Genomic DNA, 17,156 nt, shown 5'->3' on the forward strand with positions numbered 1-17,156 from the left:
CGGGGCCGCCCAGCGCCGGGTAATAGTGTCGTCATCATGGTCGACACAACGGATGGCGCCGCGGCGCGCCCGGCGGCGATCGCTCACGAGGCGGTCGAGCTGGTGCAGCGCTGGCTCGCCGAGAGCGCGCGCGAGGACGACGGCTCTGCGCCCCGCCAGGATCCCGCCGCCGAGAGACTCGCGGGGGTGCTCGGCGACCCGCACGGTCTCGACTTCGCCGTGAGCTTCGTCGACGGCGTCGCTCGACCGCAAGACCTGTTCGTCGCCGGGTACAACCTGCAGCGGGTGGCCAAGCGCATCCCCGCCTTCCTGCCGTGGTACATGCGGTTCGCGATCTGGCTGGGCGGGGTGTTCGGGCCGGTCCTCCCGTGGGTGGTGATCCCGATCGCGCGCCGCGTGCTGCGGCGGATGGTGGGGCATCTCGTGGTCGATGCGACACCCGAGAAGCTGGGGCCGGCGATCGCGCGGCTCCGGTCGCCCGACGACCCCGACGGCCATGGCGCCCGCCTCAACCTGAACCTGCTCGGGGAGGCGGTGCTCGGCGAGAAGGAGGCGCTTCGGCGGCTCGAGGGGACCCGGACCCTTCTCGCCAGGGAAGACGTCGACTATGTCTCGATCAAGGTGTCCTCGATCGCGTCGCAGCTGTCGATGTGGGCGTTCGACGAGACGGTCGAGCGCGTCGTGGAACGGCTCACCCCTCTGTACGAGCTCGCCGCGGCGTCGCCGACCCCCAAGTTCATCAACCTCGATATGGAGGAGTACCGCGATCTCGACCTGACGATGGCTGTCTTCACCAGCATCCTCAGCAAGCCGCAGTTGCTGGGGCTCGAGGCGGGCATCGTGCTGCAGGCGTATCTGCCGGACGCTCTGGACGCGCTGCAGACGCTGACCGAGTGGTCGACCCAGCGGCGCGCGCAGGGTGGAGCGCCGATCAAGATCAGGGTCGTCAAGGGCGCGAACCTGGCGATGGAGCGCGTGGATGCGACGATCCACGGCTGGCCGCTCGCCACGTACGGCACGAAGCAGTCGACCGACGCGAACTATAAGCGCGTGCTCGACTGGGCTCTGACTCCGGAACATACGGATGCCGTCAAAATCGGCGTCGCGGGGCACAACCTCTTCGACATCGCGTACGCCTGGCTGCTCGCACAGAAGCGGGGAGTCACCGCGCGGATCGACTTCGAGATGCTGCTCGGCATGGCGACCGCCCAGGCGGAGGCGGTCAAGGGCACGGTGGGTGAGCTCCTGCTGTACACCCCGGTCGTGGACCCCCGTGAATTCGACGTGGCGATCTCGTACCTGATCCGCCGACTCGAAGAGAACGCCAGTCCCGAGAACTTCATGTCGGCCGTGTTCCAGCTCGGCTCCGACCCGGAGCTGTTCGAGCGTGAGAAGCAGCGCTTCCTCGCGTCCGTCGCCGAGTTCGAGAGCGACTCCGGACCGCGCGGCACCGCGCCGGTTCCGAACCGGCAGCAGGATCGCGCGCGGGAGTGGGAAGAAGCCTCGGCGCCGTCCTTCACGCGTCCTCCGGCACCGCCCGCGCCCGCCGCGCCCGCGACGCCCGAAGAGCAGGGGCTCACGAGTGTGGTGCTGGGGCTCACCCGTGGATCGGGGGGCATCGAGCTGACTCCGCCGGACGAGGCGTCGCCCAGCTCCGCCGCCCCGGCGGTCGCGTCGGCTGGGGCCGATGACTTCCGGAATGCTCCGGACACCGATCCGTCCCGTGCGGCGAACCGCGCGTGGGGCCGGCGAATCCTCGTCCGCTCCGCCGCGTCGACTCTGGGCGAGGAGACCATCGCCGGTGCGGCCGTCCAAGACGCCGGACGCCTCGATGCCATCCTCGGGATGGTCGCGGAGGCCGGTCGGGAGTGGGGTGCGCGCTCCGGCCACGACCGCGCGGCGATCCTCGACCGCGCGGGGCATGCGCTGGAGGCCAACCGCGATCGACTGATCGAGGTGATGGCCGCCGAGACGGGCAAGACCATCGCAGAAGCGGACCCGGAGGTCAGCGAGGCGGTCGACTTCGCCCACTACTACGCCAGCCGCGCGCGGGAGCTGGACGCAGTACAGGGCGCGCAGTTCGTCCCGAGCGCGCTGACCGTGGTCGCTCCGCCGTGGAACTTCCCCGTCGCCATCCCTGCCGGCTCGGTTCTTGCTGCGCTCGCCGCGGGCAGCGGCGTGATCATCAAGCCGGCTCCTCAGGCCCGGCGCTCCGCGGCGGTGATGGTGGAGGCGCTGTGGGAGTCCGGCATCCCTCGGCACCTCCTCGCCCTGGTCGATGTCGCCGAGAACGAGCTCGGACAGCAGCTGATCGCCGATCGGCGGGTAGACCGGGTCATCCTCACCGGCTCGTACGAGACAGCGAAGCTGTTCCGCTCCTGGCGTCCGGATCTTCCGCTCCTCGCCGAGACCAGCGGCAAGAACGCCATCATCGTGACTCCGAGCGCCGATTACGACCTCGCTGTCTCCGACATCGTCAAGAGCGCCTTCGGCCATGCCGGTCAGAAGTGCTCCGCCGCGAGCCTCGTCATCCTGGTCGGCTCGGTCGCGAAGTCGGAACGCTTCCGCAATCAGCTCGTGGACGCCGTGACCAGCATGCGGGTCGGTTACCCGCAGGACCCGGCCAGCCAGATGGGGCCGCTCATCGAGCCGGCGTCGGGCAAGCTGCTGCACGCCCTCACGACGCTGGGCGCCGAGGAGGAATGGCTCGTCGAGCCGCGCCGCCTCGACGACTCCGGGCGGCTCTGGAGTCCCGGAGTGCGCACCGGCGTCCAGCCCGGCTCGTACTTCCACCTGACGGAGTTCTTCGGGCCGGTGCTCGGCATCATGACCGCGCGTGACCTGGACGAGGCGATCCGCTACCAGAATGCGGTCGAGTACGGACTCACCGCCGGGCTGCACTCGCTCGACCGTGACGAGCTCGTGCACTGGCTCGACACCGTCGAGGCCGGCAATCTGTACGTCAACCGCGGCATCACCGGCGCCATCGTGCGCCGGCAGCCGTTCGGCGGATGGAAGCGGTCGTCCGTCGGAGCCGGAACCAAGGCCGGAGGGCCGAACTACCTGCTCGGACTCGGAAGCTGGATCCCGGAAGCAGGGCACTCGAGCTCGAGCCTGCACCTCCGCGGTCTGGAGACCCGGGTCTCCGACCTCATCGAGTCCGGGCAGTCGTCGATGGACTACCCGTCCTTCGACCTGGTCCGGCGGTCCGCTCTGAGCGACGCCATCGCCGTCGCGACCGAATACCACCGGGTGAAGGACGTCTCGGGGCTCGGCGTCGAACGCAACCTCTTCCGGTATCGGCCGGTGCCCGTGGCGATCCGACTGTCGGAGGGCAGCTCGCTTCCCGAGCTGCTGCGGGTGATGGCGGCTGGAACGGTGGCACGCTCGCCCTTTTCGGTGAGCACTCCGGTGAAGCTGCCACGCGGGATGCACGCGCTGCTACGCGATCGGGAGATCGAGGTCGTTGTCGAGTCCGACGCGCACTGGCTTTCCCGCATCCGGGCGCACCGCGTCCCGGCTCATCGCATCCGGCTCATCGGAGGGGATCCGGTCGCGCTCGCGACGGCCCTGGGAGGCAGCCCGGACGTCGCGGTCTACAGCGGACCGGTCACGCCGTCCGGGAGGGTGGAGGTGCTCACGTTCCTCCACGAACAGGCGATCTCGATCACGAACCACCGCTTCGGCAACCCGACGCACCTGTCGGACGACATCCTCTGAGCCCATCCCGACCCATCCCGACCGCACCCCCGAGTGGAAGGTAACGCGTACTGTGACCGACATGACCCCTTCGATCCCCTCCCTGCCGCTCGCCGGTGGCGGCAGCATCCCGCAACTCGGTCTGGGCACCTGGCCGCTGGACGACGCCGAGATCGAAAAGGCCATCGTCGCGGCTGCCGAGATCGGCTACCGGCATATCGACACGGCGGTCAAATACGGCAACGAGGTCGGCGTCGGCCGTGGCCTCGCGCGGAGTGGCGTCGAGCGCGAGGACTGGTTCGTCACGACCAAGCTCGACGGCACCTATCAGGGCGATGACCGGGCCGTGGCGGGCCTCGACGACAGCCTGGCTCGACTCGGGCTCGACTACGTCGATCTGCTGCTCATCCACTGGCCGCTGCCGCAGCGCGACCAGTACGTCTCCACGTGGGAGACCTTCATCCGCCTGCGCGACGCCGGCAAGGCGCGCGCCATCGGCGTCTCGAACTTCAAGCCGGCGCACATCGACCGCCTGATCTCCGAGACGGGCGTCACCCCGGCGGTCAACCAGATCCAGCTCAGCCCGGCCATTCCCCGCCGCGAACAGCGCGCGTACGACAGCGAGCACGACATCGTCACCGAATCGTGGAGCCCGATCGGCGGAACGGGTGACCTGCTCGCCGACCCGGTGCTCGCCCGGCTCGCCGAGAAGCACGACAGGGCTCCGAGCCAGATCGTGCTCCGCTGGCATGTGCAGAACGGGCTCGTCGCCATCCCGAAGTCCCGCAACCCCGAGCGCATGGCCGAGAACCTGTCCGTCTTCGACTTCGAGCTCGACGCCGACGACCTGAGCGCGCTCGACACCCTCGACGAAGGTCCCGACGCCGGCGTGGACTCGGACCGGTCCGGCCACTGACGGTGGGGGGCTGACGGTCCGAGGACGAACGGTCAGTCCCGGCGCAGGGGCAGAGTCACCGTCACCGTGAGGCCGTTGGGTTCGGCGTTCGCGAGCCGGACACGCCCGCCCGCTGCATCCGCCAACGCGCCAACGATGGCGAGCCCCAGCCCACCACCCGACTGACCCGTGCGCGAGCCATCGGCGCGCGTGAAGCGATCCAGAGCGACCGGGATGAAGTCCTCCGGCATGCCCGAGCCGGAATCCCGGACCGTCAGCACCACCGACTCGCTGCCGTCAGCGCCGTCCCCGGCCTTGATCAGGGACAGCGAGGCGACGACCGTCGCTTCCGGGAGGTCTTCGCCACAGGACCGGATGGCGATGATCGCGTTCGCAAGCAGGTTGTCGAGGATGCGCCCGAAATCGGTGGGGGACAGCGCGACGCGGGCTTCCGGGTCAGGACGCTGCCGGGGGTCGTACTCGAAGTCGACCGAGATACCGGCGGCCTCATCGTCGCTGCTCACCAGCAGCCGCGCACGGTCGATCGCGTCCGTCAGCTCGTCCACGAGGGTGCGCCAGTCGATCCGCCCGCTCGACGGCCCGGCCTCGATGCGCGACAGCTCCAGCAGGTTGTTCGCGAGGGCCGCCAGTCGGATCGCCGTGGCGTGCGATGCCCGGATGTCGGTCAGCAGGGCGTGCGGATCCCCCGCATCCAGCTCGGCCAGCTCCAGCTGTCCACGAAGCACGGCCAGCGGCGTGCGCAGCTCATGGCTGGCGTCGGACACCATCTGACGTTCCCGCTCGGCCGAGGCCCGCAGGCGCAGGATCAGATCGTTGAGCGTGGTCGCGAGCTCCGACAACTCGTCCTGGGCGGGCCCGACGGTCAAGAGAGCCGCCTCCTGCGGGGTCGAGCCGGCGATACGGTCCGCCTGCTCCCGCATCCGGCTCACCGGCCGGAGCGCCGCCCGCGCGAGCAGCCACGACGCCGCACCGAAGGCGAGGATCAGGACGCCCGCGCCGGCGAGCAACGCCGCGGTCAGCCGGTCGAGGATGAGCGCCGTCGTCTCGTCGTTCCGCGCAGCCACGACGTGCATCACGCCGTCCGATGTCGTGACGCTTCGTGAGAGGACGAGATAGTGGTCGTCGCCCACCTGCACCTCGCGCGGCTCACGGCCCTGATCGATCAGGCGCCCGATGCGGTCCTCGAGCGCCTGCGGCATGGTCGACGCGAGGATGGTGCCGTCCTCGGCGACGATGGCGAGCTCCTGGCCGCCGCCGGGGAGATCGAACGGACCCGTCGGCTTCGACGGCAGCGACTCCACCGGCGCGGCGACGTCATTGCTCAGGAGAGTGACGGTCGCGTTGTGGAGGATGGACGACACCCCGACGCGGATGATGAAGACGGCGACCAGACCGAACAGCGCCGCGACGATCAGACTGCCGATCGTGATGCGCGCCGTGATCGAGAGGCGCCGCAGGCGATTCACGACGTGGATGCGGTGTCGTGGCTACTCGGGATATGGTCGCCGCCCGATGTCGTGCGCTTGGTGTCGACCGCATTGCGGGCATCGAGACGGTAGCCGCGGCCCCGCTCGGTGACGATGTTCAGCCCGGCGCCCGCCGCATCCAGCTTCTTCCGGAGGTACGAGACGTACTGGTCGATGACGTTGGTGCCGATGTTCTCGGTGGTGCCCCACACCGACTCGAGGATGTCGGAGCGTGACAGTGTCTTGTCCGGGTTCGTGGCGAAGAGGCGCAGGAGCGTGAACTCGCGGCGGCTCAACGGCATCTCGTGCCCGGCGACCAGCGCCTGGTGCTCGTGCGAGTCGATCGTCAGCCGTCCGACGCTCACCTGCGGCCGCATCCCTGTGGGCTCGCGGCGCAGCAGCGCGCGGACCCGGGCGGCGAGCTCGGCGAACGCGAACGGCTTCGTCAGGTAGTCGTCCGCCCCCGAGTCGAGGCCGTGGACGCGGTCCTCGATCGCGTCGCGCGCCGTGAGAAGGAGGATCGGCATCGGGTTCGACGCCTCACGGATGTGACGGCACAGCTCGAAGCCGCTCATGCCGGGCAGCATCACGTCGATCGCCGCAGCGGAGAACGTATCGCTGCGCAGGGCGATGAGCGCGTCGACGCCATTGGTGACCAGGGTGACGTCGTAGCCCTCGGCCGCCAGACCGCGCTGGACGAGGCCTCCCATGTCGGGATCGTCTTCGACAACGAGCAGTTTCATGCGCCCATCGTGCCACTGTTCCCCGTGCCGGTGCTCGGATCGTGCCCTCGTGCCGGGCCGGCGCGCTGAACGTTCTCGCAGGAGACGGTCAGCCGTGTTCGACGACCGACTTCATGCTGTCGAGCACCATGCGCCAGTTGCCGCTCGATCGCTCTGCCTCCGCGTCGTCGGCGCAGCCGTCCTGCGTGATCGTCACGAGGGTGCCGTCGCCGTCGTCGGCGAGGAGGTACGAGACGGTCTGATAGCTCTCGGGGACGTCCGGCTTGCCGCTCAGCGGGCTGTAGTAGCTGGTGACGAGGCGCTCGCCGGGGACGATCTCCAGGATGGTTCCCTTGTCTTCGTAGGGCTTACCGTCCCACTCGCCGCGATAGACGATCGGGCTACTGGTCTTCCAATCGGTCGAGACGCGGCTGCCGAAAAGGTAGCGGGCGATCGTGTCCGGGTCGGTCAGGGCGGTCCAGACGCGGTCGCGGGACGAGTCGATGCGGATGTCTGCGCGTGCTGTCGTACTCATGCCGCCAGTCTGATCCACTCGTGCGGCGGGGTCTTGAAGTTTCGCGACGCTCAGGCGTTGCCTCGGTTGATGAGGCGCGACAGCACGATGGCGCTCCGCGTGTGGTCGACGTTCGGGGCGAGCCGCACCTTCTCGAGCGCGGCCTCCAGGCTCGGGATGTCGCGCGAGCGGATGTGGACGATGGCGTCGGCGCTTCCGGTCACGGTGCCGGCGTCGACGACTTCGGGCACGGCGGAGAGGATGCGCAGCAGCTCCTCCGGCGACACGGTGCCCCGACAGAACAGCTCGACGTAGGCCTCCGTGCTCATCCCGTCGATCGCGGGATCGACCTGGATGGTGAACCCGCGGATCACGCCATCGGCCACCAGGCGGTCCACGCGGCGCTTGACCGCCGAGGCCGAGAGCCCGACGACCGAACCGATGTCGCCGTATCCCGCCCGGGCGTTCTGACGGAGCAGGTCGAGGATGCTGCGATCGAGATTATCCACGGGCCGAGCATATGGTGAATCGTTGCGTGAAAGCCAGGGAAGTGACCGTTTTGTGCGTCCGTGTGCACAAACGCGGCGTTGCGGAAGTTATCCACCGGTGCGCGAACGGGCGTTCACCGGCGGGATCGACGGTGGGAGCATGGTCGGCATGAGCAGAACGGACACCGCGCCGGCGCGACGCGACGACGACAGCAGCCACGGCTTCTTCGGTCAGCCGCGCGCGCTCGCCAACATCTTCGGGGTGGAGATGTGGGAGAGGTTCTCCTTCTACGGCATGCAGGGCATCCTGCTCATCTACCTGTACTACTCGGCCGAACGCGGCGGCCTCGGCATCGACGAGGCGACGGCCACCGGTGTGGTCGGCGCCTACGGCGGCGCCGTCTACCTCTCCACGATCCTCGGCGCCTGGCTCGCCGATCGCCTGTTCGGGTCGGAACGCGTGCTGTTCTGGAGCGCCGTCGTCATCATGGCCGGCCACATCTCGCTCGCCGTGATCCCGGGCGTCGCGGGTGTGCTCGTCGGCCTGCTGTTCGTCGCCCTGGGAAGCGGCGGGCTGAAGGCGAACGCCACCCGCATCGTCGGGACGCTGTACTCGGAGAAGGACCCGCGGCGCGACGCCGGATTCTCGCTCTTCTATCTCGGCATCAACCTCGGCGCCTTCTTCGGGCCCCTCCTCACCGGACTGCTGCAGTCGACGTTGGGCTTCCACTGGGGCTTCGCGCTCGCCGCGGTCGGCATGGCGATCGGCCTTATCCAGTACTCCCTCGGTCGCAAGCGCCTCCCCGACCAGGCGCGGCAGGTTCCGCATCCCCTCGAGCGCTCGCGCTACCCGTTGATGATCGGCATCGGCGTCGCGGGTCTCGCTGTCATCGTCGTGCTGGTGCTCACCGGGTTGATCAACGCATCCAATCTCGCGCTCTGGGTGATCGCCGTGACGATCGTGGCCGCGATCGCCTACTTCGCCGTCATCCTGACGTCGAAGCTCCTGAACGCCGACGAGCGCAGCCGGCTCTTCGCCTTCATCCCGCTGTTCATCACCAATGCGGCGTTCTGGACGCTCTACCAGCAGCAGTTCACGGTGGTCACCATCTACTCCGACAAGCGCCTGGACCGGAATCTCTTCGGCTGGGAGTTCCCGGTCTCGTGGGTGCAGTCCATCAATCCGATCTTCATCATCGTGCTCTCGGGCGTCTTCGCCGCGATCTGGACCAAGTGGGGTGAGAAGCAGCCGTCGACGCCGATCAAGTTCGCGGCTGGGACGGTCCTCATGGGTCTTGCCTTCTTCCTGTTCCTGTTCTGGGCGGGAGGAGGGGAGAACAGCACTCCGTTGCTCGCCATGATCGGCATCCTCTTCGTCTTCACGGTCGCTGAGCTGCTGATCTCGCCTCCCGGGCTTTCGGTGACGACGAAGCTGGCGCCGCGGTCGTTCCAGGCGCAGATGGTGGCGCTCTACTTCCTCTCCGTGGCCCTCGGGACGGCCATGGCCGGCCAGCTCGGCAAGCTCTTCACCTCTGTGCCGGAAGGTGTCTACTTCAGCATCATCGGCGGCATCGCCATCGCGATCGGGGTGCTGCTGGCGGTGGTCAGCCCGTGGGTGCTCCGCCTCATGCGCGGAGTGCGCTGAGTCAGGGCACGGCTGCTGGGATACTGGGGCGATGGCAGAGATTCTCGCGGTGTGCCGCGTCGAGCAGCTCCTCCACGACAGCGGCACGATCGGTGTCACGGCCATCGACAAGCGCCCCGTGGAGAAGAGGCTGCGGGTGAGACCTCTCGGGCTGCACGGCGACGTCCAGGCCGACCGGAAGCACCACGGCGGGGCGTCCAAGGCGCTGTACGCCTATGCCGACGAGGATGCTCAGGAGTGGGCGGGCGAGCTCGGCCGTCCCATCCCGCCCGGGCTGTTCGGAGAGAACCTGCGGACGGCGGGGATCGACGTGAACGCCGCCGAGATCGGGGAGCGGTGGCGGATCGGCGACGAGGTCGTGGTCGAGGTCACCTGCCCGCGCGAGCCGTGCGCTGTGTTCCAGCGGCGGATGCGGGAGCCGCAGTGGGTCAAGCGCTTCACGGAGAGAGGCCGGCCCGGTGCCTACCTCTCGGTCGTGAAGTCGGGCAGCGTCGGGGCGGGCGACCGGATCGAGGTCCTGTCGCGTCCCGGGCACGGGGTGACGATCGCCTCGTGGTTCACGGGAGCCGACAGCGCCCAGGCCGACGCGCTGGAAGCGGCTGAGGCGGAGGGGTTGGTCACCCTCGTCGACGAGATCCGGGCGGACATCCCCAAGCTGCGCTCGGGACGTTTACTTGTTCTTGACAAGTGAACTTGCAAAGAGCAAGCTAGTGGCACACCGACGACCGGAGGACACCATGACCACGAACATCTTCGTCAACTTCCCGACGAACGACCTCGAGCGCGCAAAGACCTTCTACGAGGCACTCGGGTACACGATCAACCCCATGTTCACCGACGACAACGCGGCCTGCGTCGTGCTCAGCGACACCATCTACTTCATGGTGCAGACGCGCGAGTTCCTCGCCACGTTCACCGACAAGCAGATCATCGACCCGGCCACTCAGACCGGCGCGACCATCGCGCTCAGCCAGGACTCCCGCGAGGACGTCGACGCCATCGTCGCGCGCGGCCTCGAGGCCGGCGGCACGGAGCCGCGGCCGGCGCAGGACTACGGATTCATGTACTCGCGCGACCTGGAGGACCCGGACGGCAACAACCTGTCCTACCTCTACATGGCACCCGAGGCCGTCGAGAAGGGCCCGGAGGCGTACATGGCGGAGCACGCGGCCGAAGCTCCGGCGCAGGCCTGACACGGCCTCCCGGATGGCGGCACGGGCACCCCGCGGCTTCGGCCAGGCCGGAGGCGTTGCGCGCGCGGTGGAGCGGGTCGGCGAACGGTGGGCACTGCTCATCGTTCGCGACCTGCTCGCCGGCGCGCGCCGATACAGCGACCTCAAGGCCGGTCTGCCGCGCATCCCGACCAACATCCTCAGCGACCGGCTCAAAGAACTGCAGCAGGCGGGCATCGTCCGCCGCGTCCCCACGGTTCGCGGCGGGTACGAGCTGACACCGCTCGGCCGCCAGCTGGAGCCGGTCGTCCTCGCGCTCGAACGCTGGGGCTGGGCGGCGCCAGGCGAACCGGCGGAAGGTGAGGTGCTGACTGCCGATGCGCTGGCCGTGACGCTGCGGGCGGCCTTCCGCGGCGACGTCGCGGCAGGGTTCCCGCCGACCGAGTACCTCATCCACGCGGGCGACACCTCGGTGAGCGCCGTGGTCGACGCCGGAACCCTCGATGTGATGGATGTCGGCCCCGACGCGCTTCCGCAACCGCAGCGCCGGGTCGCGATCGCGCCGCCTGCCGATGTGCTCGAGTTCCGCATCGAACGCGAGCGTCTGGGCGAACTCCTCAGCGGGGATAAGCCGCCGCTGGACGTGGAGACCGGCGACCGCAGTCTCGTGGACCGTTTCCGCCGGACCTTCCGCTTCGACGCTGCGCCCGGCGAGGACGCGAAGGTGCAGGCCTCGGTCGCCTGAGGCATCCATCCCCGACCGAAATCGACGCCGCGTATCAGCGGCCCAGGATTCAGCAGTACGATCGCACAATGGAATTGCGGCAGCTGGAGCACTTCGTCACTGTGGCCGAAGAACGGCACTTCACCCGCGCGGCAGAACTGCTGCGCATCTCGCAGTCCGGGTTGTCCGCGTCCATCCGCTCGCTCGAGCAGGAGCTGGGCACCTCACTCTTCATCCGCAGCACCCGGCGCGTGGAGCTGACCGCTGCCGGACAGGCGCTCCTGGCCGACTCGGTGCGCACCCTGGCGAGCGCCGCCGCGGCGCGCGATGCGGTCGCCGCCGTGCGGGGGCTCCTGCGCGGACGCCTGACCATCGGCGCGGAGCCGTGTCTCGGTTCGGTCGACCTCCCCGCCGAGCTTGCGTCCTTCCGCACGGCGAACCCCGGCGTGGAGGTGCGGTTGCGCTACTCGGGATCCGAGGAGCTGGTGGATGACGTGGCCGGCGGTCGCGCCGACGTCGCGCTAGTGGTCGACACCGGTCACACGCCGGCCGGCGTCCACCTGCGGCCGCTCAGCACCCAGCAGATGCTCGTGCTCTGCCACCCGGACCACCCCTTCGCCGCCGAGCAGAGCATTCCGCTCGAGGCGCTGCGCGGGGAGCCGCTCATCGGATTCCAGGAGGGCTGGGGCGCTCAGGCCCTGAGCCGGCGGGCGTTCGCCGCCGCCGGCTTCGACTACCGGGCGGCGATGGAGGTCAACGACGTGCATCCGCTGCTCGACCTCGTCGGGTACAACCTCGGGGTCGCGGTCGTTCCGGAGAGCTTCGCGCGCAAGCGTCCCGAAGCCCTGCGGGCAGTCCGCCTTCAGGACGCTCCGGTCTGGACCGTCGCCGTGGCGGTCGCCGAGCAGCCGAGCCCCGCAGCCTCCGCGTTCCTCACGCAGCTCGACCCGGTCGCCCTGACCCCGACTCCCGCCACCGCGGCCGCCGGCTCCTGAGTTTTTCCGCCTGAGACGGCGCTCGGGGGCGAAAAACTCAGGAGCCGATGATGGGGGAGCCGACGGTGCGGATGCCGCGGGTCAGGCGGCGTTGAGACGGGAGAGCTCCTCGGGCGTCAGCTCGACGTCGACGGCCGTGACGGAGTCGCGGATCGTCTCGGGACGCGAGGAGCCCGGGATGGGGATGACGTGCGGGCTCTGCGCCAGGTGCCACGCGAGCGCGACCACCTGCGGGCTGATGCCGCGGGCATCCGCGACGTCCTTGAACGGCTCGAAGCGGCTGCCCAGGTCGCCTGCCGAGGTGATGCCGCCGAGCGGGCTCCACGGCAGGAAGGCGATGCCGAGCTCGTCGGCGAGGCGCAACTCGGGTTCGCTCGACCGGAAGGCCGGCGAGAACTGGTTCTGCACCGACACCAGACGGCCGCCCAGGATCTCCTGCGCCTCTCGGATCTGGTCGGGGTTCGCGTTCGAGATGCCCGCCATCCGGATCACGCCCTCGTCGAGCAGGTCGCGGATCGCGCCCACCGACTCCGCGTACGGGACCTCGGGGTCGGGTCGGTGGAACTGGTAGAGCCCGATGGCGTCGCCGCCGAGGCGGCGGAGGGACTCCTTCGCGGCCTGCTTGAGGTAGTCCGGGTGCCCGTTCTGCGTCCACGATCCGTCGCCCGGGCGCAGGTGACCGCCCTTGGTGGCGACCAGCACGGCCGACGCGTCGCCGCCGGTCCAGGTGCGCAGCGCCTCGGCGATGAGCTCCTCGTTGTGGCCCACCTCGTCCGCGTTCAGGTGGTACGCGTCGGCCGTGTCGATGAGGGTGATGCCCTCGTCGAGTGCCGCGTGGATGGTCTTGATCGAACGCTCGCGGTCCGGGCGTCCTTCGATCGACATGGGCATACCGCCCAGGCCGATGGCCGAGACCTGGACGTCGCCGATGGTACGTGTCTTCACTCGTTCTCCTTCGTGGTGGTGTGGCCCGGGGTCACCAGGCGTAGTCCTCGGGGGCCGTCTTGTGGCCCGGGAAGATCTCGTCGAGCCGCGCGAGCGCCGCGTCGTCGAGGTGGATGTCGATGGCGCGCAGGCCGCCGTCGAGCTGTTCCTGCGTGCGCGGGCCGATGATGGGGCCGGTCACGCCCGGGCGGGTCAGCAGCCAGGCCAGCGCGAGGTCGCCCGGCTCGTGGCCCAGTTCGGCCGCGAAGTCCTCATAGGCCTCGATCGCGTCGCGGTGCTTCTCGAGCGTCTCGGCGGCGCGGCCTTCAAGCCGGCGCTTGCCTTCGTTCTGCTTGCGGATGACACCGCCGAGGAGTCCGCCGTGGAGCGGCGACCACGCGATCACGCCCACGCCGTTCGCCTGCGCGGCGGGCAGCACCTCCAGCTCGACCTGCCGGGTGAGGAGGTTGTAGATCGACTGCTCGCTGACGAGCCCGAGCAGATTGCGCTTGCGCGCCTCGGCCTGCGCCGTTGCGATGTGCCAGCCGGCGAAGTTGCTCGATCCGGCGTACAGGATCTTGCCCTGCGCGATCGCGGTCTCGATGCCCTGCCAGATCTCGTCCCACGGAGTGTCCCGGTCGACGTGGTGGAACTGGTAGATGTCGATGTAGTCGGTCTGCAGGCGCTTCAGGCTGGCATCGAGGGCGCGGCGGATGTTCAGCGCCGACAGCCGGTTCTCGTTCGGCCAGTCGCCCATGTCGCCGTACAGCTTGGTCGCGATCACGGTGCGCTCGCGGCGGCCGCCGCCCTGCGCGAACCAGTTGCCGACGATCGTCTCGGTGGCTCCGCGTCCCTTGTGCTGGCCGTAGACGTTGGCGGTGTCGAAGTAGTTGATGCCGGCGTCGTGGGCGGCATCCATGATCTGGTGGGAATCCTCTTCGGTGGTCTGCGGACCGAAGTTCATCGTGCCGAGGACGAGGCGCGAGACTTTCAGGCCGGACCGGCCCAGGTGTGTGTACTCCATATCCGCCACTCAACGCCCCGCCGAGTCAGATGTCCAACAGGTGGTGTGGATGGGATTGCGCGGTCGCGGTGATGAATCGCGTCAGGCTCGCGGCCGTTACGCGTCTCCGTCGAGAATGCGCCGGCCGGCCTCGCGGATCACCGCGTCGGCGGTCTCGATGTCCGGCCCGGCCATGAACCCGTGCGACGCACCGGGAACCTCGCGGAGCAGCGCGGGGACACCGGCCTCCGCGCATCGCGCCACCAGGTGCTCCGCATCCGGGAGGAGCGAGTCCTCCGAGCCGACCGTGACGAACACCGGCGGGAGGCCTGCCGCATCGACGGCGAGGTCCGGCGCGTCTTCGAGGCGGTCGACGCCCGCCCAGGGGAGGAAGGCCCACTCGGAGAGTTCGCGACCGGGGCCACCCGGCGCCGCGTCGTCGTAGCGCGCGAGGCTGAGGTCGACGTTCGGGTTGGACAGCACGAGGCCGTCAGCACGGGCGGCCCGTGCAGCCGCGAGCGCGACGGCGCCGCCGGCGGAGTCGCCCCACAGCACGACCCGACGGTTCCCTTCGCGGCGGAGGGCTTCCGCGACGGCGACCGCATCGGCGGTGGAGTCGGCGAGACGCGCCTCCGGGGCCAGCCGGTAGTCGACCGAGACAACGGAGACACCGAGAATCCCTGCGATCCGACGGCAGTATCCGTCCTGCAGTTCGAGGTCGCCGAGGATCCCGTAGCCGCCGTGCAGGAACACCACCACGGCATCCGGGGGCGTCGCTGCTCTCGGCGTGTACCGGCGTGTGCTCACACCGCCGACGGGCTCGTCGTCGGCGACCCCGTCGAAGGGCACGCGCGGGCGCGCGAGGGCACGCGCGCGGGCGTCGGCACGCAGCCGCGCGACATCGGGATCGACCATGGGTTCAGCATCCCACCCGCAGCGGGATGTGCACCGGTCAGGCGCGGAGGGCGGCCTCGAGCTCGGGGTCGGTCGGCTCCACCAGGTGGCGGCCGTCCGGGAAGACGATGACCGGGATGTTGGTGCGTCCGCTGATCTGCTGAGCGCGGTCGGCCTCTTCGGGGCGCGCGACGAGGTCGATGTACTCGTAGTCGGCGCCGAGTCGGTCGAGGAGGGACTTGGAGCGGATGCAGTCGCGGCACCAGTCGGCGCCGAAGACGGTCACACGGTCGAAGGAGACGGTCGGAGAAGTCATTGCTCCAGGTTAAGCGCCGCTGTCTGAGAGTCCGGTGGTGCCATCCACCAGCAGCGTGGCGCGGGACTTGGACGCCTCGATCAGGACGGCGTTCGCGCCGTCGACATCCCGTGCCCACGCCGTCGCCGCCTCGACCGACCGGCCGTGGCGGGTATGCCGGTCGACCAGCCGCCGCATCCGTTCGTTCTGCGGCGTCTCCACGAACCACGACTCGGCGAGGAGCGCGGGGATCCGCGACCACGGGTCGGCGTCGATGAGGAGGTAGTTGCCCTCGACCACGACGATGCGCGTGGCCGGAGGTACAGCGATGGAGCCGGCGACCGGTTCGTCGACCGTTCGCTCGAACGCCGGCGCGTAGACGGGGTTGCCCGTCTCGGTGAGCACGCGCTGGAGCAGGGCCGCGAATCCCCACCCGTCGAAGGTGTCGATCGCGCCCTTGCGGTCGTGCCGTCCGAGCGCGTCGAGGGTGGCGTTGGCGAGGTGGAAGCCGTCCATCGGGAGGTGGACGGCCGTGCCGGTCCCGGCGAGTTCGTTCACCCGGTGGGCGACGCGGCGTGCGAGCGTCGTCTTGCCCGATCCGGGGCTGCCCGCGACACCGACGATCGCCCGGCCGCCCGTCGGCGCCAGCGCGAGGGCGCGCTCCGCGAGCGCCGTGAGGTCGGAGACGGGCGAAGCGGTGGATTCGGTGGTCACGCGTCCCATTCTGCTGCGATCAGCGCGCGAACCGGCTGATGGCCTCCGCCATGAGCTCCGATGCCTCCGGCCCCCAATGCCCCTCTCCCTCCACGATGGTCAGCCGGCTCGCAGGCCACTGTCGGTGGAGCAGCCAGGCCGTGATGACCGGCCCGCTGACATCGTGACGGCCGTGGATGAGCACCGCCGGGATGTGCGCCAGTTCGCTCACGCGGTTCAGGATGGCGCGCTCGCCGGGCAGGAACGCGTCATTCGCCCAGTAGTGCGTCACCAGGGTCGCGAAGACGAGTCGCTGCGCCGGATCGGTGTGCAGGGGGCCGGGAACGAAGTTCGGGTCGAGGGAGACGTGGGTCGACTCCCAGGCGTCCCACGCGTCGGCCGCGGCGATCCGCTCCTCCAGCGTTCCTGTTGCGAGCACCCGTGCGTATGCGTCGATCACGCGCTCGCCGGGTCGACGGTGCGACGACCGTTCGAGCGACTCCCACGCCTCCGGGAAGACGCGTCCCATCGTCTCCGTGATCCAGTCGACCTCCGCACGGCCGGTCGTGGTGACGGCGGCGAGGACGATGCCGATCACCCGCTCGGGATGCGCGAGCGCATACGCCAGGGAAAGGGTGGACCCCCACGATCCGCCCGTGACGACCCAGCGGTCGATCCCGAGCTCGGCGCGGACCAGCTCGATGTCGGCGATGAGTCCGTCGGTGGTGTTGGCCGGAAGGCGGTCGAGCGCATCCACGACCGACGGCGTGCTGCGGCCGCAGCCCCGCTGGTCGATGCCGACGAGGCGGAATCGCTCGGGGTCGTAGCGCTTGCGGTAGTTTCCGGGCCCCAAGCCGGAACCGGGACCGCCGTGCAGCCACAGGACCGGGACGCCGTCCGGGTTGCCGCTGGTCTCCCAGTAGATGCTGTCTCCGTCGGGGTTCTCCACCCATCCGTGCGCGTACGGCTCGACCACAGGGAACATGTCCGCACCGTACCGCATCCC

General features: G+C 69.6%; 17 protein-coding genes. 7 read left to right on the plus strand and 10 right to left on the minus strand.

Annotated elements, in window-relative coordinates; genetic code table 11:
* Window positions 1-36 precede the first annotated feature (36 nt).
* A complete protein-coding gene (locus tag J2Y42_RS05645; RefSeq protein ID WP_309855761.1) occupies window positions 37-3,720 on the plus strand; it encodes a bifunctional proline dehydrogenase/L-glutamate gamma-semialdehyde dehydrogenase in 3,684 nt (1,227 codons plus the stop codon).
* A 61-nt stretch (window positions 3,721-3,781) separates the two neighbouring features.
* Window positions 3,782-4,615, plus strand: a complete 834-nt coding sequence (locus tag J2Y42_RS05650; RefSeq protein ID WP_309855762.1) for an aldo/keto reductase — start codon at window positions 3,782-3,784, stop codon at window positions 4,613-4,615.
* A gap of 32 nt (window positions 4,616-4,647) precedes the next feature.
* Here the strand turns inward: J2Y42_RS05650 and J2Y42_RS05655 are convergent, their stop codons facing one another.
* The 4 genes from J2Y42_RS05655 to J2Y42_RS05670 all read right to left on the minus strand — a co-directional run bounded on the left by J2Y42_RS05655 (window position 4,648) and on the right by J2Y42_RS05670 (window position 7,826).
* A complete protein-coding gene (locus tag J2Y42_RS05655; RefSeq protein WP_309855764.1) occupies window positions 4,648-6,081 on the minus strand; it encodes a HAMP domain-containing sensor histidine kinase in 1,434 nt (477 codons plus the stop codon).
* On the minus strand, window positions 6,078-6,824 hold the full coding sequence (locus tag J2Y42_RS05660) for a response regulator transcription factor (protein WP_309855766.1): 747 nt from the start codon (window positions 6,822-6,824) through the stop codon (window positions 6,078-6,080). Before J2Y42_RS05660 ends, J2Y42_RS05655 begins: the two co-directional genes overlap by 4 nt.
* Before the next feature lie 88 nt (window positions 6,825-6,912).
* Complete coding sequence (locus J2Y42_RS05665; protein WP_309855768.1) at window positions 6,913-7,338, minus strand: SRPBCC family protein; 426 nt, start codon at window positions 7,336-7,338, stop codon at window positions 6,913-6,915.
* A gap of 50 nt (window positions 7,339-7,388) precedes the next feature.
* Entirely contained in the window at window positions 7,389-7,826 is a 438-nt protein-coding gene (locus J2Y42_RS05670; RefSeq protein WP_018189220.1) for an Lrp/AsnC family transcriptional regulator, read from the minus strand.
* Between the two features lie 139 nt (window positions 7,827-7,965).
* Between J2Y42_RS05670 and J2Y42_RS05675 the strand changes: the two genes are divergently transcribed.
* The 5 genes from J2Y42_RS05675 (at window position 7,966) to J2Y42_RS05695 (ending at window position 12,341) form a co-directional block, all read left to right on the plus strand.
* Window positions 7,966-9,450 (plus strand): peptide MFS transporter, encoded by a 1,485-nt coding sequence (locus tag J2Y42_RS05675; RefSeq protein ID WP_396427135.1) that lies wholly within the window; start codon window positions 7,966-7,968, stop codon window positions 9,448-9,450.
* A gap of 31 nt (window positions 9,451-9,481) precedes the next feature.
* A complete protein-coding gene (locus J2Y42_RS05680; protein ID WP_309855772.1) occupies window positions 9,482-10,141 on the plus strand; it encodes an MOSC domain-containing protein in 660 nt (219 codons plus the stop codon).
* Window positions 10,142-10,187: 46 nt separating this feature from the next.
* A complete protein-coding gene (locus tag J2Y42_RS05685) occupies window positions 10,188-10,643 on the plus strand; it encodes a VOC family protein (protein WP_309855774.1) in 456 nt (151 codons plus the stop codon).
* Window positions 10,644-10,656: 13 nt separating this feature from the next.
* Window positions 10,657-11,367, plus strand: coding sequence for a helix-turn-helix domain-containing protein (locus J2Y42_RS05690; protein ID WP_309855775.1), 711 nt, complete (start codon window positions 10,657-10,659; stop codon window positions 11,365-11,367).
* A 68-nt stretch (window positions 11,368-11,435) separates the two neighbouring features.
* Complete coding sequence (locus tag J2Y42_RS05695) at window positions 11,436-12,341, plus strand: LysR family transcriptional regulator (protein WP_309855776.1); 906 nt, start codon at window positions 11,436-11,438, stop codon at window positions 12,339-12,341.
* 81 nt (window positions 12,342-12,422) lie between these two features.
* On the opposite strand, the gene J2Y42_RS05700 is transcribed toward J2Y42_RS05695, so the two are convergent.
* From J2Y42_RS05700 to pip, 6 genes are all read right to left on the minus strand, one after another.
* Window positions 12,423-13,286, minus strand: a complete 864-nt coding sequence (locus tag J2Y42_RS05700; RefSeq protein ID WP_309855777.1) for an aldo/keto reductase — start codon at window positions 13,284-13,286, stop codon at window positions 12,423-12,425.
* A gap of 31 nt (window positions 13,287-13,317) precedes the next feature.
* The gene (locus J2Y42_RS05705) at window positions 13,318-14,289 is read right to left on the minus strand and encodes an aldo/keto reductase (protein ID WP_309855779.1); all 972 of its coding nucleotides are present in this window, start codon (window positions 14,287-14,289) and stop codon (window positions 13,318-13,320) included.
* 96 nt (window positions 14,290-14,385) lie between these two features.
* Window positions 14,386-15,183, minus strand: coding sequence for an alpha/beta hydrolase (locus tag J2Y42_RS05710; protein WP_309855780.1), 798 nt, complete (start codon window positions 15,181-15,183; stop codon window positions 14,386-14,388).
* Between the two features lie 37 nt (window positions 15,184-15,220).
* Window positions 15,221-15,478, minus strand: coding sequence for a glutaredoxin family protein (locus J2Y42_RS05715; RefSeq protein WP_309855782.1), 258 nt, complete (start codon window positions 15,476-15,478; stop codon window positions 15,221-15,223).
* Window positions 15,479-15,487: 9 nt separating this feature from the next.
* On the minus strand, window positions 15,488-16,180 hold the full coding sequence (locus tag J2Y42_RS05720) for a nucleoside/nucleotide kinase family protein (RefSeq protein WP_309855783.1): 693 nt from the start codon (window positions 16,178-16,180) through the stop codon (window positions 15,488-15,490).
* A gap of 10 nt (window positions 16,181-16,190) precedes the next feature.
* Window positions 16,191-17,153, minus strand: coding sequence for a prolyl aminopeptidase (gene pip / locus J2Y42_RS05725; protein WP_396427136.1), 963 nt, complete (start codon window positions 17,151-17,153; stop codon window positions 16,191-16,193).
* Window positions 17,154-17,156: the final 3 nt, after the last annotated feature.

It is taken from the genome of Leifsonia sp. 1010 (assembly GCF_031455295.1).
Taxonomy (GTDB): domain Bacteria; phylum Actinomycetota; class Actinomycetes; order Actinomycetales; family Microbacteriaceae; genus Leifsonia.